General features: G+C 41.4%; 33 protein-coding genes and 1 pseudogene. 28 read left to right on the top strand and 6 right to left on the bottom strand.

Annotation, left to right across the window (positions count from 1 at the left end):
* Positions 1 to 52: 52 nt before the first annotated feature.
* A pseudogene (locus PHY14_02745) lies at positions 53 to 778 on the bottom strand (endonuclease/exonuclease/phosphatase family protein).
* A 139-nt stretch (positions 779 to 917) separates the two neighbouring features.
* Between PHY14_02745 and PHY14_02740 the strand changes: the two are divergent.
* From PHY14_02740 to PHY14_02715, 6 genes are all read left to right on the top strand, one after another.
* A complete protein-coding gene (locus PHY14_02740; protein MDD2693826.1) occupies positions 918 to 1415 on the top strand; it encodes a hypothetical protein in 498 nt (165 codons plus the stop codon).
* Between the two features lie 59 nt (positions 1416 to 1474).
* The gene (locus PHY14_02735) at positions 1475 to 2023 is read left to right on the top strand and encodes a nucleotide exchange factor GrpE (GenBank protein MDD2693825.1); all 549 of its coding nucleotides are present in this window, start codon (positions 1475 to 1477) and stop codon (positions 2021 to 2023) included.
* Between the two features lie 10 nt (positions 2024 to 2033).
* Positions 2034 to 2645 (top strand): hypothetical protein, encoded by a 612-nt coding sequence (locus PHY14_02730; protein ID MDD2693824.1) that lies wholly within the window; start codon positions 2034 to 2036, stop codon positions 2643 to 2645.
* 45 nt (positions 2646 to 2690) lie between these two features.
* Positions 2691 to 3728 (top strand): RsmB/NOP family class I SAM-dependent RNA methyltransferase, encoded by a 1038-nt coding sequence (locus PHY14_02725; protein MDD2693823.1) that lies wholly within the window; start codon positions 2691 to 2693, stop codon positions 3726 to 3728.
* A gap of 405 nt (positions 3729 to 4133) precedes the next feature.
* The gene (locus PHY14_02720) at positions 4134 to 4382 is read left to right on the top strand and encodes a hypothetical protein (GenBank protein MDD2693822.1); all 249 of its coding nucleotides are present in this window, start codon (positions 4134 to 4136) and stop codon (positions 4380 to 4382) included.
* 3 nt (positions 4383 to 4385) lie between these two features.
* Positions 4386 to 4826 (top strand): hypothetical protein, encoded by a 441-nt coding sequence (locus tag PHY14_02715; GenBank protein ID MDD2693821.1) that lies wholly within the window; start codon positions 4386 to 4388, stop codon positions 4824 to 4826.
* A gap of 17 nt (positions 4827 to 4843) precedes the next feature.
* Here the strand turns inward: PHY14_02715 and PHY14_02710 are convergent, their stop codons facing one another.
* Together PHY14_02710 and PHY14_02705 are read right to left on the bottom strand one after the other, a co-directional pair.
* A complete protein-coding gene (locus PHY14_02710; GenBank protein ID MDD2693820.1) occupies positions 4844 to 5215 on the bottom strand; it encodes a hypothetical protein in 372 nt (123 codons plus the stop codon).
* A gap of 13 nt (positions 5216 to 5228) precedes the next feature.
* Positions 5229 to 6176, bottom strand: coding sequence for an rRNA adenine dimethyltransferase family protein (locus PHY14_02705; protein MDD2693819.1), 948 nt, complete (start codon positions 6174 to 6176; stop codon positions 5229 to 5231).
* 264 nt (positions 6177 to 6440) lie between these two features.
* On the opposite strand from PHY14_02705, the gene rplC reads away from it, so the two are divergent.
* From rplC to PHY14_02600, 21 genes are all read left to right on the top strand, one after another.
* Entirely contained in the window at positions 6441 to 6995 is a 555-nt protein-coding gene (rplC, locus tag PHY14_02700) for a 50S ribosomal protein L3 (protein MDD2693818.1), read from the top strand.
* Between the two features lie 48 nt (positions 6996 to 7043).
* Positions 7044 to 7667, top strand: a complete 624-nt coding sequence (gene rplD / locus PHY14_02695; protein MDD2693817.1) for a 50S ribosomal protein L4 — start codon at positions 7044 to 7046, stop codon at positions 7665 to 7667.
* Positions 7668 to 7757: 90 nt separating this feature from the next.
* Positions 7758 to 8051 carry a 50S ribosomal protein L23 gene (rplW, locus tag PHY14_02690; GenBank protein MDD2693816.1) on the top strand — a complete coding sequence of 98 codons (294 nt, stop codon included), beginning with the start codon at positions 7758 to 7760 and terminating at the stop codon, positions 8049 to 8051.
* Between the two features lie 108 nt (positions 8052 to 8159).
* Positions 8160 to 9002 carry a 50S ribosomal protein L2 gene (rplB, locus tag PHY14_02685; protein ID MDD2693815.1) on the top strand — a complete coding sequence of 281 codons (843 nt, stop codon included), beginning with the start codon at positions 8160 to 8162 and terminating at the stop codon, positions 9000 to 9002.
* A 92-nt stretch (positions 9003 to 9094) separates the two neighbouring features.
* Positions 9095 to 9358 carry a 30S ribosomal protein S19 gene (gene rpsS, locus PHY14_02680; GenBank protein MDD2693814.1) on the top strand — a complete coding sequence of 88 codons (264 nt, stop codon included), beginning with the start codon at positions 9095 to 9097 and terminating at the stop codon, positions 9356 to 9358.
* Between the two features lie 80 nt (positions 9359 to 9438).
* Positions 9439 to 9765, top strand: a complete 327-nt coding sequence (rplV, locus tag PHY14_02675) for a 50S ribosomal protein L22 (protein ID MDD2693813.1) — start codon at positions 9439 to 9441, stop codon at positions 9763 to 9765.
* 18 nt (positions 9766 to 9783) lie between these two features.
* A complete protein-coding gene (gene rpsC, locus PHY14_02670) occupies positions 9784 to 10422 on the top strand; it encodes a 30S ribosomal protein S3 (GenBank protein MDD2693812.1) in 639 nt (212 codons plus the stop codon).
* Between the two features lie 45 nt (positions 10423 to 10467).
* Entirely contained in the window at positions 10468 to 10884 is a 417-nt protein-coding gene (gene rplP / locus PHY14_02665; protein MDD2693811.1) for a 50S ribosomal protein L16, read from the top strand.
* Between the two features lie 32 nt (positions 10885 to 10916).
* Positions 10917 to 11138: a 50S ribosomal protein L29 gene (rpmC, locus tag PHY14_02660; protein MDD2693810.1), complete on the top strand. Its 222-nt coding sequence runs from the start codon at positions 10917 to 10919 to the stop codon at positions 11136 to 11138.
* Positions 11139 to 11157: 19 nt separating this feature from the next.
* Entirely contained in the window at positions 11158 to 11406 is a 249-nt protein-coding gene (gene rpsQ, locus PHY14_02655; protein ID MDD2693809.1) for a 30S ribosomal protein S17, read from the top strand.
* Between the two features lie 73 nt (positions 11407 to 11479).
* Positions 11480 to 11848 carry a 50S ribosomal protein L14 gene (gene rplN, locus PHY14_02650; protein MDD2693808.1) on the top strand — a complete coding sequence of 123 codons (369 nt, stop codon included), beginning with the start codon at positions 11480 to 11482 and terminating at the stop codon, positions 11846 to 11848.
* Between the two features lie 77 nt (positions 11849 to 11925).
* Positions 11926 to 12231 (top strand): 50S ribosomal protein L24, encoded by a 306-nt coding sequence (rplX, locus tag PHY14_02645; protein MDD2693807.1) that lies wholly within the window; start codon positions 11926 to 11928, stop codon positions 12229 to 12231.
* 80 nt (positions 12232 to 12311) lie between these two features.
* Positions 12312 to 12851, top strand: coding sequence for a 50S ribosomal protein L5 (gene rplE / locus PHY14_02640; GenBank protein MDD2693806.1), 540 nt, complete (start codon positions 12312 to 12314; stop codon positions 12849 to 12851).
* Positions 12852 to 12863: 12 nt separating this feature from the next.
* Positions 12864 to 13088: a type Z 30S ribosomal protein S14 gene (locus PHY14_02635; GenBank protein MDD2693805.1), complete on the top strand. Its 225-nt coding sequence runs from the start codon at positions 12864 to 12866 to the stop codon at positions 13086 to 13088.
* 45 nt (positions 13089 to 13133) lie between these two features.
* Positions 13134 to 13520 (top strand): 30S ribosomal protein S8, encoded by a 387-nt coding sequence (gene rpsH / locus PHY14_02630; GenBank protein MDD2693804.1) that lies wholly within the window; start codon positions 13134 to 13136, stop codon positions 13518 to 13520.
* An 88-nt stretch (positions 13521 to 13608) separates the two neighbouring features.
* Positions 13609 to 14160 carry a 50S ribosomal protein L6 gene (rplF, locus tag PHY14_02625; protein MDD2693803.1) on the top strand — a complete coding sequence of 184 codons (552 nt, stop codon included), beginning with the start codon at positions 13609 to 13611 and terminating at the stop codon, positions 14158 to 14160.
* A 51-nt stretch (positions 14161 to 14211) separates the two neighbouring features.
* Positions 14212 to 14553 carry a 50S ribosomal protein L18 gene (gene rplR / locus PHY14_02620; protein ID MDD2693802.1) on the top strand — a complete coding sequence of 114 codons (342 nt, stop codon included), beginning with the start codon at positions 14212 to 14214 and terminating at the stop codon, positions 14551 to 14553.
* A 36-nt stretch (positions 14554 to 14589) separates the two neighbouring features.
* Complete coding sequence (gene rpsE, locus PHY14_02615) at positions 14590 to 15297, top strand: 30S ribosomal protein S5 (GenBank protein ID MDD2693801.1); 708 nt, start codon at positions 14590 to 14592, stop codon at positions 15295 to 15297.
* Between the two features lie 80 nt (positions 15298 to 15377).
* On the top strand, positions 15378 to 15830 hold the full coding sequence (rplO, locus tag PHY14_02610; GenBank protein ID MDD2693800.1) for a 50S ribosomal protein L15: 453 nt from the start codon (positions 15378 to 15380) through the stop codon (positions 15828 to 15830).
* Positions 15831 to 15949: 119 nt separating this feature from the next.
* Complete coding sequence (secY, locus tag PHY14_02605) at positions 15950 to 17272, top strand: preprotein translocase subunit SecY (GenBank protein ID MDD2693799.1); 1323 nt, start codon at positions 15950 to 15952, stop codon at positions 17270 to 17272.
* A 168-nt stretch (positions 17273 to 17440) separates the two neighbouring features.
* On the top strand, positions 17441 to 18040 hold the full coding sequence (locus PHY14_02600) for a 3'-5' exonuclease (GenBank protein MDD2693798.1): 600 nt from the start codon (positions 17441 to 17443) through the stop codon (positions 18038 to 18040).
* Between the two features lie 139 nt (positions 18041 to 18179).
* On the opposite strand, the gene mnmA is transcribed toward PHY14_02600, so the two are convergent.
* From mnmA to PHY14_02585, 3 genes are read right to left on the bottom strand one after another with little or no spacing between them, the layout of a single operon-like run.
* Positions 18180 to 19274 carry a tRNA 2-thiouridine(34) synthase MnmA gene (gene mnmA, locus PHY14_02595; GenBank protein ID MDD2693797.1) on the bottom strand — a complete coding sequence of 365 codons (1095 nt, stop codon included), beginning with the start codon at positions 19272 to 19274 and terminating at the stop codon, positions 18180 to 18182.
* A 4-nt stretch (positions 19275 to 19278) separates the two neighbouring features.
* A complete protein-coding gene (locus PHY14_02590; GenBank protein ID MDD2693796.1) occupies positions 19279 to 20010 on the bottom strand; it encodes an ABC transporter ATP-binding protein in 732 nt (243 codons plus the stop codon).
* 2 nt (positions 20011 to 20012) lie between these two features.
* Positions 20013 to 20351, bottom strand: coding sequence for a transcriptional repressor (locus tag PHY14_02585; protein ID MDD2693795.1), 339 nt, complete (start codon positions 20349 to 20351; stop codon positions 20013 to 20015).
* A gap of 220 nt (positions 20352 to 20571) precedes the next feature.
* Here PHY14_02585 and PHY14_02580 point away from each other — a divergent pair, with 220 nt between their 5' ends.
* Positions 20572 to 21186, top strand: a complete 615-nt coding sequence (locus tag PHY14_02580) for a peroxiredoxin (protein ID MDD2693794.1) — start codon at positions 20572 to 20574, stop codon at positions 21184 to 21186.
* Positions 21187 to 21202: the final 16 nt, after the last annotated feature.

Raw genomic sequence — 21202 nt, 5'->3', positions numbered from 1 at the left:
GAGACATGTTAGCACTACTAAAAGAATCCTCCAAAAACTGGAGGATTTTGTTTTAGACGACTTCGAATTCTGCAAAAATTGGGTAATGATCAGAAGTCTTGATATCATGACGAATTTCTGAATATTTCGGAGTGATGCCTCGATAGAGGATGTGATCCAGTCTCAGAAAGCGTTTATCATTCTCTGGAATGAGCCATTCGAGTCCGAGTTTCTCTGTGATTTTTTCGAGTTCACGAAATCTTTTTTTGCTCCATGTATTGAAGTCTCCAGCCCAAATCATCGGTCCTTCATGACCCTGAATTGCCTCATATACAGACTCAATCTGACGAAGAAATGGTTTTCCAAGGTTAAAATTCATCGCATGAGTGTTCACGACGAGGAGTTTTTCGCTCTTTCCTGCGATGTTAATTAGACTGATTCCTGTCGCTTTTGGAGTTCGGAGAATCGGTTCGCGGTCGATTGTCGGAACAATCGTGAGGATTTTTTGTCGATATTTGGAACCTGTGAGTACTCCAGTTTCAGCATTTTTATTCAGAGAAAAACTGCGGAAAAAATCCCATTTGAAGTGACGAATATTTTCCCATATCTGATTCCATTTTTCTGAGAAAACCGCTTCTTGCATGAGGATAATATCGAATTCATGGAAGAGTTTTTCTATGTCGGTTTTGAGCTTTCTTGAGAGGCATTTGTGAACATTCCAGACGCAGATACGAAAAGAAGACTCAATCGCTTCCATTTCTGAAAGTCCGAACGTGAATGTGTTATCTTTTTGCATAACGGAGTCAATAATAAAAAGGGTTTCCCCTTATTTCTCTGGAGAGTGTAACAGAAAAAGGGTGAAAATGCAATCATTTTTTGAATTTTTTTGACTTCTTCATATAATGAGTCAGATTTTTGAACTTCTTAATTTTATTCTTATGAAAAAATGACTTCTCACTCTCGTTGCAGGGTATGCTGCCGGACTCGCTGTCGCCATGAAGTTCCGCAAGGATAAAAAAATTCCTAAAAAATCTGCAGTAGATTCCACAGAATCAAAAGTTGAGGATTTTATCACGGAAGTAGTCGATATTCATCGTAGTGCTTTTGATGAAGCGAAGAAATTCTTCGATGATCATTTTGAAGACGTGAATGATTTTGACAGCCTCAAGTCCAAAGTGGAACAAGTTCTATCTGGATTTATTCCAGAGATTCAGTCAAAAATAGAAAATCTTAGCGCTCAAGGTGAAGCCTATAAGCAAGAAGCATTGAATCTGATTGAGAAAGCATATGGAGAAAAACAAGCATTTCTCCAAAATGCACAAGCGCGAGCCGAAAGATTCGTCGATACGAGTAGTGACGTCCTCAAATCATGGATATCTGAAGCGACCAAGAAACTCGATGATGCTTATGAGAAGCTCAAGATGGAGATGAAATAATTCTTCGTATGACTCGCTTCCGCGAGTCATTTTCATCAATAACTTTTTACTTAATTTCTATGACACAACAAGATAACAATATCAATCCGAATGAAGAAAACCAAGATTCTACTATTCTCGAAGAAATAGCTCAGACAGCTGCGGATGAAACTATTTCATCATGAGATGGAAAAACACCAACCCAAGATGATATAATCGCTGGACTTCAAGCTTCATTGGCTCGTTCCCAAGCAGATTACCAGAATCTTCTTATGCGTGTTGAGCGTGATAAAGCAGATATGGTTCATTTTTTGTCCGCGAAGATTCTCCTTCCCCTTCTTTCTCAGGTGGATAATCTCGAACGTGCTATCAAGCTCAAGGAAGGGATAGAAGGTGATGGATTCGTTGACGGAGTTCGTTCTCTCTATGCTGGATTCCAGAAATATCTCGAATCGCAGGGAGTGATAGCATTCGATTCTATCGGACAAGAAGTAGATCCAGACCGACATGATGTCATGACGGAGATGGTAGGTGAATCAGGAAAAATCATCCAAGAATTCGAAAAGGGATATATGCTCCGAGATCGAGTGCTTCGCCATGCGAAGGTTGTAGTAGGTAACGGACAATAATATTTCTCATATGCATCAGACAATCCGCGAGATTCTCGCAAAAATGGAATCACTGAATAATGATCTCCGTGAAGAATATGATCGACTTGCCAAGAAATATGGTTTTTCTCTTCAGAAAAGACGTGTCATATTTCTCGAAGAATTCCGCAAGCGGAATAAGTCATTCAAATTCCCAACATGGCGATATGCGATTCCGACGAATATTCGGCATTTTCTCTCAATCCCATTCATCTATGCGATGATTGTTCCTACTCTTCTTCTTGATATTTTTCTGACAATATATCAATGGACTGCTTTCTCTCTCTATCATATTCCGAGAGTAAAGAGAAAAGATTATATTGTCTATGACCGAAGATTTCTCGACTACCTGAATCTGATCCAGAAAATCAACTGTCTCTATTGTAGTTATGTGAATGGAGTATTTGCTTATGCAGTGGAGATTGGTGCACGTACTGAGCGTTATTGGTGTCCCGTGAAGGCTGCGAATAAACCAAAATTTTCTCATGGATGGTATCGTGATTTCGCTGACTATGGGAATCCCGAAGAGTGGAATGAGAAATTCAATCACAATGAAGAAGTATTTATTCATGCTTCTGAGGAGAAGTGTTTTGTGAAGGAATAAAACATGTCAGATATTCCGTAGTATACAATTATAACCCAATTGAACATGTCAAAAATTCCACAACTCCTTCAAGATCGTCTCCAGAAAATCCTCGGAAAGGATTTTGATGCCGTTATGTCGGCTTATTCTCATGAGAGAATGGGTTCTTTTCGTATCAACTTCCTGAAGGGAGATGGTGCTGATGTTTTTGTGGAATTCGCTGAGAAAGGAATCGTCACCAAACCGTTCGACAATGTCACGGGTGCATATCTCTTCGACCGCGAACACGAATATGTGATCAAGGGAACTCGTGCGTTCTATGATGGGAAAATCTATCTCCAGTCGCTCGCTTCCATGATTCCTGTACTTGCACTCGACCCGCGTTCCAATGAGACGATTCTCGATGTTTGTGCAGCGCCAGGATCCAAGACGACGCAACTCGCAAGTATGATGCACAATACTGGGAAGATTGTTGCTATCGAACAGAATCAGATTCGTTTCGACAAGCTCATACACAACTGTCGTCTCCAGGGTGCGACGAATATCGAGTGAGTGAAGCTTGATGCGAAAAAATATTTCGAAGGCGATTTCGAGGTGACGGGAACTGAGATCCACAAGAAGGGAAAATATGCGAAGTATATTGAACCGAAATACTCGGAACTCACCGATGCGGTTGAACGCAAGATTCCTCTTTTTGACCGAATCCTTATCGATGCGCCATGTAGCGCTGAGGGTCGCATTCATCTCGAGAATGAGAAGACCTACGGATTCTGGTCACTCGCCAATATCGAGCAAAAAGCAGAACTCCAATATGAACTCCTTTCTGCTGCAGTTGATGCTCTGAAATCTGGCGGAACGATCGTCTACTCGACGTGTACGCTTGCACCGGAAGAGAACGAGTGAGTCGTAGCTCGAGTACTCGCCGAGAACAAGGATCTCAGAATCCAAGATATCACACTCGGACTTGCTGGAAATGCTTGGTGGAAGTTAGGACTCACTTCATGGAAGGGGGTTGAATACAGCGAGGATATGAAGAAAGCAATACGCATTCTCCCAAGTGGAGAGACAGAAGGATTCTTCATTGTGAAGATCGGGAAGAGATAGAAAAAAGTTTGATTTACAGAAAAATCTGATATAATGCCCCTGTCCTCGAAAGAGGAATGCTTGTGAAAGGGCAAAATAAATCTCCTTTGAAAAATCCCCATTACAGTGGGGATTTTTCTTTATCGTGACGGACGGACTTATGTCTTCGTCTCACGAAACGCTTTCGGAAAATCGAAATCTCGATCATCCAGCATCGCTTCCAGAGGAAGATTCTACGAGAGAATCTCATAATGTGAAAGAGTAAGAAAATAAATCTCCTTGCCCCTCCTGGAAGCAAGGAGCCGAGAAAGTATAAGAAATCAATACTGAAAATCAATAAAAGACCAAAGAGAGACAATCTCCATATATTTGCGATACGTATGAGAAAGTGCTACTATCATGGTAGTACTTTTTTATTGTCCTCATATGTCCATCGAAAATCCCCATGCCTCGGAACGATCTCCTGAACATCAGCAACTTCTCGATGCTCTCATCAACAATATGAATCAACTCGAGAAACTTTCTCCTGATACGATGAAGAAGCTCTCAGAACTCTCATTCGCAGAGCTTCAAGAAGTCGCACAGAAGTCAGAAAGACAACAATCTAGATTGCAAGAAGAATTAAAGAATCTGGATGAGAAAAAATCTCAAGGATTCCAATCTGCTCTTGTATAAATTATGGATGTAAAAGCCTCTCTGCAACATCCTGGGAATGTCCGTTTTGTGGCATTGCTCAATTCTTCTCCCTTCTCAGAAGAGGAACGGTACAATATCTATACCATTTTCGAAGTGCTGAAAGATGCTCGAAAGGTAGATATTCTCGATAACTGGCAGAAATACCTCGAGAAACTCCTCACCGTCAAGATCCATGCCGATGAAGAACGAAAAATCCTGGTACATGAGACATTCCAGAAAATAGTTGCTGAAATCGATGATGCATATCTCCGGCATGAAGAAGAGAAACAGAAAATCCAAATGGAGACAAAAAAGCGACAAGAAGAAATGCTTGCCGCTATGCGATACGACTTCGAGCAGAATCGCAAGAAAATCATCGAGATGCAGAAAAAAGAGGAAAAAGAGCGAGAGGAAGTGAAAGATCCACTGGCGTTTATGGTTTAAGGGAAGACAGAAAGTAGTTACTTACTTTCAATGAATTTTATGGTAAGATCAATTTCTTTCAACAATCGAGAGACTTCCAGTGTTGAATTTCACCAACTATTGTGTAATCACTTTAAAATTCGCAATGTTACATCGTAGTATCATGGGAAATTTCGTAACTCATAAGCAATAGCAATTTGACGATCAAGTTTTGGTGTTCACTGTTCTCATACAAGTTCCCCAATAAGTTTGTGGTAATTTTGAAATTGAAGCTGTCTTTCTTGCAGGCTCTTATCTTGGAAGTATTTTTGAATTGGTAAAATAAGGCTCAAATAAGCCACTATAAATCATAGTACCTCAAGTATTGTTGAAAAATGATTAATAATAAATTCCTGTAAAGTATAAAACATAATAGACTAAAGGTTAAAATAATAATTTCCCCCAATCCTCCATCTTCACTGCTTCCGCCCGCACTTTCTCATCATATCCGAGTTCGGTGAGTGTCTTTCTGATAGCTTCTATATTATAGTGACTTCACTTCAGATTAGAGAGAAGCGTCTTGCGTGGATGAGTGAAGGCGATTTTCCAGAGGTTGATGAGTTGTTTTTCTGTTTCAGGATTTCGAGTCTGCTTCACACTGAACTTCAGGACGATAGAGTCAATCTTTGGTGCTGGGTCGAAAGATTCCTTGCCAACATAGCGGACAATCTCGATCTCTTCACAGGCGAGTTCCATCGCGAGCGAGAGGAAACTATGATGCGGTTTTCGTGCACGACCTTCGAGTATTTTTTCTCCGACTTCCTTCTGCATCATGATGGTCATTTCTCTTGGTGGTGCAAATCTCCTTTGTAAAGGAGATGCCGACGAAGGAGGCAGAGGATTTTGTTCCGTATTTTCAGATATAAAATCTCCCTGTCACTTCGTGACATCCCTCTTTACAAAGAGGGTCTCAGGATACAAAAAATGAAAGAGAATCGGACTCGTTATATAATAGGGGATATTCGCAATCACAGAATATTCGTCATATATTGGTGTGAATGTGAGGACATCCTGATGATGAAGGGTTATTTTTATTCCTTCCTCCTTCGCTCAAACAGTTTCGACCCCCGAACCCCCATTTTGCTCTTTTTGTCATCTATTTTGAATCTTGAATCTTGAATCCAGAATTTCTACCATATCCGTATCGAGCTCCACGAGATCAAGACTCTTCGGATTTGCAGCGACGATATGTTCCGTGAGAGCACCATATCCAGGTCATACTTCTATGATATGTCGTCCAGAGAGTTCGATAGAACCCGCGATGTCCGTGAGTGCTTCTTGGTCGATGAGAAAATTTTGCCCGAGGGATTTCTTGGCTTTGATAGTTTGCATGGCGCTATCATATAGAAAAGGAAAAATATTTCCAATTCTGTCCTATTTTTTTATACAGTGAAGCATTCCTGACATTCATGACACTACGGTTTTCCTCTACAGAGAGCCAATACAATATCTTTTGTAAAAAAGTTTTTGACATATATTCCTTTTTTCATATTATCTGGCTACTTTTTGCAAAACAATAGTGATGTTGCTGGGTAACCATCCAAACTTGGATGCCTCCTTGCAACCTCTCATTTTAATATCTATTCTCCACACAACATGGCTGGTATTATCGGAAAAAAACTTGAAATGACCCGCGTTATTCATAACGGGGCTTTTACACCTGTGACGCTTATCCGCGTTCCGACTCTCACTGTCGCTCAAGTGAAGACTGAAGAAAAGGACGGCTACCATGCGGTAGTTATCGCAATGACTGAAGGAAAGCGTGTTACTCTTCGTGAAGTTCCTGCTACAGGAGTTCTCGAGAACGTGAACAAGGGTGATGAGATTTCTCTCGATCTCCTTGAAGGTGTTGAGTCTTTCACTCTCACGAGCGTTTCCAAGGGTAAAGGTTTCCAAGGTGCTATGAAGCGCTGGAACTTCCACGGAGGTCCTGCTTCTCACGGTTCAAAATTTCACCGCGCACTTGGTTCTATCGGTAACCGCAAACCACGTCGTACAAAACTTGGTAAGAAGATGCACGGACATATGGGTCTCGACACAATTACTCTCAAGCATGTTCCTCTCGTTCTCGTGAACAAGGATCTCCGCGTGATCGCAGTAAAGGGTCCAGTTCCAGGTGCTCGCAACTCTCTTATTACTCTTACATTCTAGTTTCCGTTTATACGAAAATCAGAATATAAAATCTAAAACTCAATTTTTATGAAAGCTCCTCTCTTTGACATAAACGGTAAATCCAAAGGAACTGTAGACCTCCAGGCTACTCACTTCGGAGTGACTCCAAATATGAGCCTCATCCACCGTCTCCTTGTTCTCCAACAAGCAAATGGTCGTATCGCTATCGCTCACGCGAAGCATCGTGGTGAAGTTGCTGGTTCTACGAAGAAGATGTTCAAGCAAAAGGGAACTGGTAACGCTCGTATGGGTGACCGTCGTTCTCCAATGCGTCGTGGTGGTGGTGCTGTGTTCGGTCCTCGCAACGAGAGAAACTTCTCTCTTGATATGAACCGTCAAGAACGCCGTCTCGCTCTCACTTCACTCCTTTCTACAAAGGCAACTGAGAACAACGTAAAGGTTATCGAATCATTCGGTCCTGAAACTGCAAAGACAAAAGCTATGACATCTCTTCTTACTGCTGTTGAAGCAAAGAAGCCTCTCATCGCTATCACTCGCGAAGAAAAAAATGCAATTCTCGGTGCATGGAATATCGTCACTACTAAGGTAGTCAACGTTGAATACCTCAATCCACATGATCTTCTCAAGTACAGTGATGTTATCTTCTCAGAGGCATCTCTCAAGCACCTTTACGAACATTTCTCTAAATAGTGGATTGGTAATTGGTAGAATAGTTACTGGTAACAGAAACGAAATCCCTACCGACTAATCACTACTCACTATCCCACTAATTACTATCCTATGAATTCTCTCTACTCAGTCATCAAACGATTCGTTGTTACGAACAAAAGTACCGACGGTGAAGTACGTGGTGTATATACATGTATGATTGATCCAGCAGCAACAAAAATCGACGTAAAGAATGCATTCAAGACCATCTACGGAGTTGATGTCGAAAAAGTGAATGTTCTCCATACTCGTGAGAAGTTCCACAATACAAAGCTCGGAGTTACTCGCAAGAAAGGTATCGAAAAGAAGGCAATGGTCACTCTCAAGAATGGTCAAAAAGTTGCTAACTTCGAAGTTATACAGTAGTAAATTGGTCAGTTAGTTGGATAGGAAACTGGTAATAAAACCAGAACCTCCGCTAACTCACTATCCTACTAACTCACTATCCTACTAATCTACTAATCACTATCTAATATGTGAATTAAGAAATACAAACCAACCACTCCTTCCCGTCGTTTCATGACAGGTCTCACGTATGAGGAGCTCACAACCAATGAACCACACAAGGCGCTTACTACCTACAAAAAGAATACTGCTGGTCGCAATAGCGCTGGTCGTCTCTCTGTTCGTCATAAGGGTGGTGGACATAAGAAGCTCTATCGTGTCGTTGACTTCAAGCTCGAAAAGCTTGATATCCCTGCTCGTGTTGAGACAGTAGAATACGATCCATACCGCTCAGCATTCATTGCTCTTGTATGTTACCGTGATGGAGAACGTCGTTATGTTCTTGCTCATATGGAGACTAAGGTTGGAGATGAGATTATCACTGCTGTGACTGCCAAGGCGATTCCTGGCAATCGTATGGAAATCGGAAACATCCCAGTTGGTCTCTACGTTCACAATGTTGAAATGATTGTTGGTCAGGGTGCAAGCACAATTCGTTCTGCTGGTGCTTCTGCTCAAGTTCTCTCTCAAGAAGGTGAATACACTCAACTCAAGATGCCAAGTGGAGAAATCCGCCTCGTTCACAAGAAATGTTTTGCTACTGTCGGTACTGTATCAAATGAAGATTGGAATCAAATCACTATCGGTAAGGCTGGACGTTCTCGTTGGATGAATCGTCGTCCTACAGTTCTCGGTTCTTCTATGAATCCAGTTGACCATCCACACGGAGGAGGTGAAGGACACCAATCAGTTGGACAACGAAAGGGTCCAAAGACTCCATGGGGTCGTCTTGCTCGCGGTGTCAAAACTCGTTCAAGAAAGTATACAGATCGTTGGGTTCTCCGCACTCGCGCTGGAAAACTTCAAGGGTAATCTTAGATATAAACTATAAGAGATAAGCTATAAGAATCCGAAAATCTCATATCTCATATCTCATATCTCATATCTCATAACTTAACTTATTTATGACTCGCAGTCTTAAAAAATGACCTTACGTTGACCTTCGTGTCATGAAGAAAGTCGAAGCACTCAATACAAGCGGAAAAAAGTCTGTTATCAAGACTTGGTCACGTTCTTGTACGATTGCTCCGGAGTTCGTTGGTCACACATTCGGTGTTCATAATGGAAAACAACATATTCCAGTATTTGTCACTGAAGATATGGTTGGTCACAAACTCGGTGAATTCTCATTTACTCGCCGATTCATGGCTCACTCTGGTAACAAGTAGTAATTGGTAGATTGGTGACTAGAAATTAGTTTTATGCCAATCACTATCCTACGAATCACTTCCTACTAATCACTAACATTATGAAAGCTTCAGTAAAAAACGTTCGAATTTCTCCAAAGAAACTCAATGTCATCGCCTACATCATCAGAAATATGACTGCTAAGGATGCACTTGATACACTCAAGTTCATGCCAAAGAAAGGAGCTGATATCATGTATAAAGTCGTTGCAAGTGCTGTTGCAAATGCAGAACACAATGATTCTCAAGCTGCTTCAGAGCTCGTTATCTCTTCTGTAAGTGTGAGCCAAGGTCTCGTCTATCGTCGTATCAACCCGATTTCTCGTGGACGTGCTCACCGCATTCTGAAGCGTACTTCACATGTTGATCTCTCTCTTTCTGTAAAATAATTCTTCTTCTATTCTTCTATGTGACATAAGGTTTCCCCTCTCGCATTTCGCATCGGATATATCAAGACTTGGCGTTCAACAGGGTACTATGATAAAAAGTCATATGCTCACCATGTTGCCAATGATGTTGCTATCCGAGCACTCGTTACGAAGCATTTCAAAAATCTTCCAGTAGCAAACATTTTCATTAATCATATGGGTGAGAATGTGCTCTCCATCGTGTCATTCACTTCACGACCAGCACTTCTTCTCGGAACAAACGATGAAAACATCAATGCTCTCAAGACAAATCTTGCTACTCGTTTTCCTGGATATACATTCAATCTTGAAGTGAAGGAAGTAAAGAAACCAGAACTTTCTGCTCAGATTGTTGCTGATTCTATCGCTCGCCAGATCGAAAAGAAAATGCCATACCGCCGAGTTATCAAGAATGCAATCGCAAAAACTATGGAAAAGGGTGGTCTTGGTATCAAGGTAAAACTTGGAGGTCGCTTGAACGGTGCTGAAATCGCTCGTCGAGAGACATACAAGGATGGAAGTATCCCAACTCAAACAATTCGTGCTGATGTTGACTTCGCTTACGAGCGAGCTGAAACTCCAGCTGGTACAATCGGACTCAAGGTCTGGATCTATAAAGGTGACGTTTTCAAGAAATAAATTTGCATTTCTTCAATTTTCTCTATACTCTTAACGCTTCTTCTCATGCTACAACCGAGCAGAACAAAATATCGTAAGGCACACCGTGGTGTCATCAAAGGTCTCGCAACTCGCGGTTCCGACGTATCTTTTGGTGAATACGCCCTCAAGGTTACCGAATCTGGATACCTCACTTCTCGTCAAATCGAGAGTGCTCGTAAAGCTATCGTCCGCTTCCTCAAGAAGGGTGGACAGCTCTGGATTCGCGTTTTCCCAGACAAACCATATACCAAGAAACCTCTCGAGGTTCCAATGGGTGGTGGTAAAGGTGGTGTCGAAATGTACAGAGCTCCAGTAAAACCTGGTCGTATTATCTTCGAAATTGGAGATATATCACCAGAAGTTGCTAAGGAGGCTTTTACGCTCGCTTCTTACAAGCTTCCTCTCAAAACTAAGATTCTTCTCTCTCGAAACGAGATGTAATCCATTCAATACAATTCTAATTCTCCATTATTATGGCAAAGGCGAAGAAAACATCATCAACTGAAACAAAAGACCTTCATACTCTTCGTGAGATGGATCGTGCTGGACTTCTTTCAGAGCTCCAATCTGCACGCAAGGATCTTTTCGTTCTCGAAATGAAACATTCCCTCGGTGAACTCAAGCAAGCTCACCTTCTCAAGAAGTCTCGTAAGTATATTGCTCAGATTTCGACTGTCCTCACTTCAGCTCTCTAATTCATTTATTTCACTCTCTATGCGTACAAAGACTTGAGTTGTTACAAGTACTAAAATGCAAAAAACTATCGTTGTTACGGTAGATACTTATAAAACACATCCAAAGTATAAGAAGCGTTATAAATCTTCTGTGAAGTTTTACGCTCACGATGAGAACGGACTCGCAAAACTCGGTGACACTGTCACTGTGATTGAGACTCGTCCTCTCTCTCGTCTCAAGCGTTGGTCTCTCGTAGAGGATTCTATTATCTCTCATTCTGCTGAATAATCCGCAGATTCAAGATGACGGATTCCTTCGGGAATCTGCATAATCCAAAAACTAAAATCTAAAATCTTACTTTATGATTCAGACAGAAAGCAGACTCGTTGTCGTTGATAACACTGGTGCTAAGGAAGCACTTTGTATCAAGGTACTCAAGGGTTCAAAACGCCGCTACGCAAGTGTTGGTGACATCATCGTTGTTTCTATCAAGAAGGCACTTCCAAATGGAAACATCAAGAAGAAAACTGTATGTAAGGCTGTCGTTGTACGCGTTGCAAAGGAAGTTCGTCGTGACGATGGTTCATACGTTCGCTCTGATGATAACGCTTGTGTTATTATCGATGACAAGCTCGAACCAAAGGGAACTCGTATTTTTGGACCAGTATTCCGTGAGCTCAAGGCTCGTGGATACCAAAAGATTATTTCTCTTGCTCCAGAAGTTGTATAATTCTTCTTACTTCAATATTCGTGATTCATCCGAATCGCTTATATAAAACGAAAAAGTAAATTCTAAAATCTCATTTTATGAAAATTCACACAGATGATCAGGTCATCGTCATTTCCGGAAAAGATAAGGGCAAGAAGGCAAAAGTTCTTCGCTCATTTCCAGAAGAGAAGAAAGTTCTCGTCGAAGGTGTCGGTATCGTAACGCGTCACATGAAGCGTCAAGGTACAACTCCTGGACAGAAGGTTTCTTTCGAAAAGCCTATCGATGTATCAAACGTTATGCTTCTTGATCCAAAAACAGGTGAACCAACACGTGTTGGATACAAGATGGAAAATGGAAAAAAAGTCGGTCGTGTTGCTAAAAAGTCTGGAACTCTCCTCTAAGAAAATGAATTTAGCACGTGAACTATTTTACTCTAATAGTTCCTTCTAAAATCTAAAACTAAATTCTAAAAACCCTTTCTATGTCTTACAAAGAACAGTACCTCAATACTATCCTTCCTGAGCTCGCAAAAGAACTCGGAATCGATAATCCAATGCAAGTTCCTCGTATCGAGAAAATCGTTCTCAATATGGGTATCGGTAGCTATGTCGCTGCTGGAAACAAGGACTTCTCTAGTCTCAAGAATGATCTTGCACTCATCACTGGTCAACTTCCTCGTGTGAACCACGCTCGTATAGCAATCTCGAACTTCAAGCTCCGTGCTGGAATGCCTGTTGGTATGATGGTTACACTTCGTGGAGATCGCATGTTTGACTTCCTTGAGAAGCTCATCGCTATCGTTCTTCCTCGTGTTCGTGACTTCCGTGGTATTTCTGGACGTGGTTTCGACCAGGCTGGAAACTTCAACTTCGGTATCAAGGAACATACTATCTTCCCAGAAGTTCCTCAACTTGATGTAGTAAAACCTCATGGACTTCAGATTACTGTCAAATTCAAGACTCAATCTGCAGAACATTCAAAGGCTCTTCTTAATAAACTTGGTTTTCCATTTACGAAATAATTTTTCTCCTCTATGGCTCGTACAGCAATCGTACATAAATGTCAGACAGCTCAAGATGAAGCTGCTCGCGCTCACGCACTCGGTAAGAAACCTCGTTTCTCAACGCGTCTCTATCACCGTTGTTCTCACTGTGGACGTTCTTATGGTTACATCGGAAAGTTCGACCTCTGTCGTATCTGTATTCGTGAGAAAGCAAATGCTGGAGAGCTTATGGGTGTTCGCAAATCAAGCTGGTAATATCGTATATTACAATCTACAATCTAAATTCTAAATTCTCAATTTATGATCATCGATCCAATCGCAGATCTTCTTACTCGCATACGAAATGGTTACCTTGCGCGTCTTGGTACTATAGAAGCTCCTTACTCAAAATTGAAGGCGGAAATTCTTCGAATTCTCAAGAAGAATGGATATATCGTGGATTTCTCTTTCTCAGAAGAGAAACATATGTTTACGATCACTCTTCAAGATGTAAGAAAGACAAAGTACATTCCTTCATTTCGTCGTATTTCTCGCCCTGGTCAGCGAATCTATGTGAAGTCTGCTGATGTGAGAAAGTCTCGCAACGGATATGGAATCTTCATCCTCTCAACTCCACGTGGAATTGTCACTGGATATGAAGCTCATGCTCTCGGTGTTGGTGGTGAACTTCTCTGTGAGGTCTACTAATTTCCTCAAGTTTGGACTTGGGAGTCAGCAGCGGATGCTCGGTGCTTGCTCAGAATTCCATACTTACAACTTTTAACTCAAATCTCTTATGTCTCGAATCGGTAAACAACCCGTAAAACTTCCTTCAGGAGTTACCGTAGAAATCAATTCTACAGATATTATCGTAAAGGGTTCTAAAGGAACACTTTCCTTCAATATTCTTTCTGGAGTTTCTGTAAAACAAGAAGGAGAAATCCTTACAGTTTCTATCGAAAATCAAGAAGACAAGCAACAAAAGGCTTTCTGGGGATTGACTCGCGCCATGATCCAAAATATGGTAATCGGAGTATCAGAAGGATATTCTAAATCTCTCGAAATCGTTGGAGTTGGTTACAAGTTCGATGTGAAAGGACCTCGAAAAATGGAGCTCGCCCTCGGTTTTTCTCATAAGGTCAATGTAGATGCGCCAGAAGGAATCACTATCGAAGCGGATAAGGAAGAAAAGAATAAGATTCACCTCAAGTCTCACGATAAGCAACTTCTTGGATACTTCGCTGCATATGTTCGCTCTCTCAAGAAACCTGAACCATACAAAGGAAAGGGTATCCGTTACACTGGTGAACATATCCGTCGCAAGGCTGGTAAGACTGCTGGTAAATAATCCCAAAAAAGATTTTCATTCAATCATTCATAATTTACTAATTATTCAACTATGTTGAAAAAAACTCAAAATCGTCTGGCTCGAGCAAAAAGAGTTCGCGCTCGTATGGAAGGTACTGCTTCAAAGCCACGTCTCTCTGTTTTTCGAAGCAATACACATATTTCTGTACAAGCTATCGATGATGCATCTGGAGTGACTCTCTGCGCTGCACATGATATGGCAGTAAAATCAGGAACAAAATCAGAAAGAGCAACAGCAGTCGGATCTGAAATTGCAAAGACTATGCTTGCAAAAGGTATTACAGAATGTGTATTTGATCGTGGAGGATATCTCTACCACGGACGTGTGAAGTCTCTTGCTGAGGCAGCTCGTGCCGGAGGACTCAAGTTCTAATTTCCGATTTTCATAATTTTTTTCTCACTTTTTCGTATGTCAGATATTCAGAATCAAAATCCTGAGACTACACCAGAAACTCCAGTAGAAGCAACAACTACTCCTACAACTCCTGCTGAAGGAACTTCTCGTCCACGTCACGAACGTTCAGGACCAAGAGGTGACCGCAAGCCACGCCGTGACGGTATGCGTGAAGAGGAGAAGGAATTCAAAGAAGAACTTCTTGCTATCGATCGTGTAACTCGTGTGACTGCCGGTGGTCGTCAGATTCGTTTCCGTGCATCTATCGTTATCGGTGATGGAAAAGGACGTGTTGGTCTCGGTACAGGAAAGGCTGGTGAAGTACAGGTTGCTATCGAAAAGGCAATCCGTGATGCAAAGAAGAATCTCATCACATTCCCAATCGTGAACGGTACTATTCCACACGATGTATCTGCAAACTACAAATCCTCTTCACTCTTCATTCATCCTGCTCATCCAGGTACTGGTATCATCGCTGGTGGTTCAGTTCGAAAGATTTTCGCGGTTTCTGGAGTGAAGGACGTGATCGCAAAACAACACGGTGCTCCAAACAAGATTACGAATGCTCGCGTAACTATGTCTGCACTTGCAGCATTGAAACCTCTTCACCTTGTTACTTCTTTTTCTAAGAAGAATGCATCTGAAGAGACAATAACTTCTGAAGTTGCTCCAGCAAAAAAGCCAGCAGCAAAGAAGGCTCCAGCAAAGAAAAAAGCAGAATAGTGTGTTAGTAGATTGGTGACTACTTACTAGTCGAAACCAATTACTATCCAACCAATTACTATCCAACTAATTACTACTTTATGACAAATCTCTCTACACTTAAACCAAATCCTGGTTCTCAGACTCGTCCACGTCGCGTGGCTCGTGGTGTTGGTTCTGGAATCGGAGGAACATCTGGTCGTGGTATGAATGGTCAGAACTCTCGTACAGGTAAAGGAAAGCGTTATCCAACATTCGAAGGAGGACAAACTCGTCTCTTCATGCGAACTCCAAAGAAAAGAGGATTTACAGCATATGCTCCAAAAGAATATGTAACTGTGAATCTCGATCAAATCGAAGCTCTTGCTCTCTCCGGAGTGACTGAAGTGGACTACGCAATTCTCTACGAGCGTCGTATCGTTCGTGCGAAGGGAAAGCTTCTCAAGGTTCTCGGACGTGGAACTCTCACTTCAAAAGTAATAGTTACTGCTGATGCTTACTCTGAAGCTGCAAAAGTGGCAATCGAGAAGGCTGGTGGAACTGCAAACAATTAATAGAATTTCTCAAAACTCCTCGAAAGGGGAGTTTTTTCATACCAAAAAAATCCTTTGCTTTTTCCATATTTTTCTCTACAATACGCGGGTTTAGCGTTCTTATTATTTCTTCTTATTGTATGATTACAAATCTTAAAAAAGTTTGGGCAACCGAGCATATTCGAAAAAAGATTCTTGTGACTCTTGGAATTGTTGCCGTGTATAAGCTTCTTTCTGTCATTCCAGTTCCTGGGGTGAACGTGGCTCTTCTCGAAGCGTTTACAGAACAACTTCGTGCGAATACACAACTCGCATTTTTTGGTTCTATTATGGGTGGTGGACTTGAGAGCTTCTCGATTATTCTCATGGGTCTCGCACCATACATCAATGCAACTATCATTATCCAACTTCTTGCGGTTATTATTCCATCACTTGAAGCACTCAAGAAAGAAGGAGAACAAGGACAGAAAAAAATGAATAATTACACACGTTATCTCACAGTTCCTCTCGCGCTTGCTCAGAGTTATGGTATGATCTACCTTCTGAATACCCTTATCGGTACAGGAGATTCAAGTGCACAGATTATCAACACAAGCAATTTCTGGGGAGTAGTTTTTCCTGCCATGCTTTTTATTACTGCTGGTACGATGATTCTTCTCTGGCTTGGTGATATCATCACAGAGGCAGGTATCGGAAATGGTTCGTCAATTATCATCTTTGCTGGTGTTCTTGCCGGTGTTCCAACACACATCATGAACTATATCACTGCTGGAAGTTACCAACTTCTCGTTATTCTTACACTTCTTACAGTTGCAGTTATTTATATCATCGTGAAGTTCACTGAAGGATATAGAAAAGTTCCTCTCGTCTATACTCGTACTGGTCGTGATGAACGTTCGTATTTTCCGATTCGTGTGAATCAGGCAGGTATGGTTCCTATTATCTTTGCGGTCGCACTCATCACATTCCCATCGCTTATTGGTCAGATTCTTCAGAAAAGAGGTTCTGGAACATCAGCAACTATCGGTGAATGGCTCGCTACGAACCTTTCTATGCAAAATCCAGGTTGGATATATATTGTCGTCTATGCACTTCTCGTTCTCGGATTTGCATTCTTCTATGTATCTATCACGTTCAATACGACAGAAGTAGCAGAAAGTATCCAAAAGCGTGGTGGTTATATTCCGGGTGTTCGTCCAGGTCGCGAGACAGCAACATTTCTTCAGCAAGTTTCTGATCGTTTGAATCTTTTCTGAGGTTTATTCCTGGCTATCATTGCCGTATTTCCATACGCGATTACGAAAATTAATAATGACTTTGGAATTTTCGGTTCTAGTGGAACAACGAATATTGATTTTCTCATTTCTGGTTCTGGACTTATCATCGTAGTAGGTGTTATTCTCGATATTATTCGCCGTATTGATACCGATATGAAGAGTTTCGATTACAAGAAATTCTACTAATTTTATCAACATTTTATCATCCCGAGCGTAGTCGAGGGATCGCTCTCAGAATCATCTTATGTGAATCAGAATGCTATTTTCTCATAAGTAAAAGAAAAAGAGATTCCTCCTATCGTCGGAATGACAAAAAGAGGAATCTTTTTATTTAGTTACCTATAATTTTCTATTATGCGTATTTGTGTTTGGGATACAGAAACAACCGGATTTCCTACTCGCGGAGGTGATATCGCTCAGCAACCATATATTGTCCAATTTGCCGCTATCGAAGGAGATTATACGGATGGTGTATATACAGAACTCGAACGACATGATATCATGATTAAGCCCGCAATTTCTATTCCTTTTGCTTCATCGCAGGTTCATGGAATCTACGATAAGGATGTGGCAGATAAACTTTCATTTTCTGCACATGCAGATTCAATCCTTCGAGTATTGAATCGTGCAGATATTGTCGCGGGACACAATATCGAATTCGATGAAGAAATTCTCTCCTATGAACTCCAGCGTATTGGACGAAAAGGAGATTATTCTCCGATGAAAAGCATCTGTACGATGCGTTCTTCGACGGATTATTGCAAACTCCAATGACGTGGATTCTCATTCAAGCCACCGAAACTCGCAGAACTGCATAAATTTCTCTTCGATGAATGGTTCGAATGAGCACATAATGCAATGGTCGATGTGGAAGCAACTATGCGTTCCTTCGTCGAACTGGCGAATCGATGAGTGATAACACTTGAGACGAATAACGTGATGCGACTGTTTTAGAAAAATCCCCGAAAGGGGATTTTATAAACTCTTCACGACGAATATGACAATCAATACGAAAATCATACCGATGATTCATTCCACAATGACCAATGTATACTCATATTTTGCTTTTTCTCGAGGTTTCATGGCGTGTTCATTATTGGATAATTCCGCTTCCTACAACGATTTCTCCGTCATAGATGACACAGATTTGCCCAGAAGTGATGGCACGTTGATTCTGTTCGAATACTATGTTCATTGTTCATTGTTCATTGTTCATTGTTATCTGACACTTCTGATCTTCTTGTCGGTATCTGATTTTTGCACCATATATTCTTCATTCTTCTGGAAGATGTCCGACCCAATCAGAGAGAGTGCAATTTTTCGAAAATAGACTCAATTCTGCTTCTGTTCCGACGGTAATCGTATTCTCTTTTATATTTTTCCCAATCACAAAGAGTGCTGGGCCACCACCAACCTGAATACCACGACGTTGCCCGATGGTATAGGAAAAAGCGCCTTCGTGAGTTCAAACTACTTTTCCATTGGTATCGAGTATATTTCCAGGCTTTTTGTCGATTCGGCGTTCGAGAAATTCTTTCATCGAAACCTTTCCGATAAAACAGAGTCATTGACTATCTTTTCTGTCTGCATTCGGAAGTCATACTGCTTTTGCGATTTCTCGGACTTCGGATTTCAGAAGGTGACCGATAGGGAAATAGGCTTTCGAAATCTGGAAAGGGGAAAGTCGCGACAGAAAATAGGATTGGTCTTTGTTTGGATCGACTCACTTATATAATTCAAGATTCAAGATTCAAGATTCAAGATTATCTGTACCAATATTTTGAATTTTTAATTTTGAATTTTTCATGATTCTTGCATAGTGTCCTGTGGCGATTCCCGAGAATCCGAGTGCGAGTGCTTCCTCTAGAAAAATATCGAACTTCACGAGATTATTGCAGAAGACATCAGGATTCGGAGTTCTTCCTGCTTCATATTCTCGATAAATATATTCGACAATGCGTTTTTCATATTCCTCCCGATAATCGAAAGTATAGAATGGAAGTTCCAAGTATTCAGCTACTCTTCTCGCTTCTTCGAGGTCGGCCTTGGTTGGGCAATTTCCTGGATTTTCCTCGTCGAGATAGTTGATCATGAATCCACACGACACCTCATGCCCCTCTTTTTTCAGGAGGTACGCCGATACAGCTGAGTCTACTCAGCCCGAGAGTCAGACAAGAATTTTAGTCATCGTATTATTGGAGTTTGGATACATGGAGTGCACTTTCATCGATCTGTTTCATGAAGAAATCTTCGAGTGGTTCGGTGAGTTCGTCGACGCGCATATTGGTGATGATTTCACCGACAGAAATAATAGCAAAAGTATCACAGACCGCTTCTACATCGGAGAGGATATGTGTGTTGAAGAAAAGGGTTTTTCCTTCATTTTTGAGCTCAAGCATCAAGTCTTTCACCATCTTGCGTCCGATAGGATCCAGTCCACTCATCGGTTCATCGAGAAAAATAAGTTCCGGGTCATGGAGAATCGCTTGAGCGAGTCCAATACGCTGGAGCATTCCTTTCGAGTAGGCATTGAGTCGCTTGTTGCGAGCATGGAGAAGTCCTACTTTCTCGAGAATGAAGTCTTTTCGTTTCTGGAGGTCTTCACCATGGAGTCCATAGAAAGCCCCATTGAAGTCGAGAAATTCATCCCCCGTGAGATATTTGTAGAGATAGGTATTTTCTGGCATAAATCCGATACGTTTGCGAACCGCAATATCATCGATAGTACTTCAGAAGATTTTTACTTCTCCTTCACTTGGCTTCATGATGCCAAGAATACACTTCATCGTTGTTGTTTTTCCAGCACCATTGGGCCCGAGAAAACCGAAAACCTCTCCCTTTTTGATAGAGAGATTGAGATCCTTGAGGAGAAGAGATTTTCCGACTTTTTTCGAAAGATGAGAAATGGAAATAACAGATTTCATAATTATATTTTTCGTATTTGGATGCGGATTTCAGAGACTTCATATCCAGAAGGGATACTTTTGAGGCAGACATTTTCTATAGGAAAATCACAGAAAATTCCGGTTTTCTCATCGACTAAGTGCGCATGGGTTTCGTCATTGCACTCATAGTAGGTTTTCCCATTGATGCCAGGAAAACGTCTGAGTGTTCATTCTTCTGCCATGGCTTCAATATTGCGATAGACGGTTGCTCGTCCGATTTTTGGCTCGCGAACACGCACTTCCTCGTAGATGTCCTCAGCGGAGAGATGACGACAGTCACAAGTATTACAGATGATGTCGCGGTATTGGTGTTTTCGCATGGCTCATGAAAAATATGCGCGTATTATGAGAAAATTTCTCGAAAAAGCAATCATTTTTAATGAGAATAATTCTCATTTTCATTTGATTTCCAGAGAAATATTTATATACTCCTGTGTGTTGTTACTTTCTTTTCCATAAGTTTAAGGAAAAGGGATTCCTACGGAATAACAAAAGGTTCCATCTAATAACTATTTCCTAATTACTAACCAACTATATAGTATGTCTTGCTGCAATAACGAATTCATGTTCGAACAGGTAAAAATCGATGCGCCTGCACCAAGTTTCGATCTTCCAGCGTATGATCCAGTGAAGGATGATACAATTCAAGTTTCTCTCGAGTCTCTCCAAGGGAAGTGGACGGTACTTTTCTATTATCCAGCGGATTTCACTTTCGTCTGTCCTACCGAGTTGAAGGATATGGCTGATGCGAAAGCAAAATTCGATGAACTCAATGTCACAGTTCTCGCGGCTTCTACGGATACAATTTTCTCTCATCGTGCATGGGTGAAACATGAAGGTCTCATGAAGGATTTTCCATACGTGATGCTCGGAGATCATGCGCTTGAAGTTGCTGATAAATACAGTATCCTCATGGAAGATGGAACCGCTGCTCGTGGAACATTCATCATTGATCCACACGGTGTATGTCGTGGTATCGAAGTGACGAGCGGGCCTCTCGGTCGTAATTCTGATGAGCTCATTCGTAAGATCGAAGCACTTCAGTTCATGGAAGCAAATCCTGGTACTGCATGTCCAGCAAAGTGGGCTCTCGGTGCAAAAACTCTCAAGCCGTCTATCAAGATTGCAGGAGAAGTGGAAGCGGAGCTTCAATAGTTTTTTGAAGCTGATA

It is taken from the genome of Candidatus Gracilibacteria bacterium, assembly GCA_028687475.1.
Taxonomy (GTDB): domain Bacteria; phylum Patescibacteriota; class Gracilibacteria; order BD1-5; family UBA2023; genus STC-74.
This window is presented reverse-complemented; position numbering and strand designations above follow the sequence as displayed.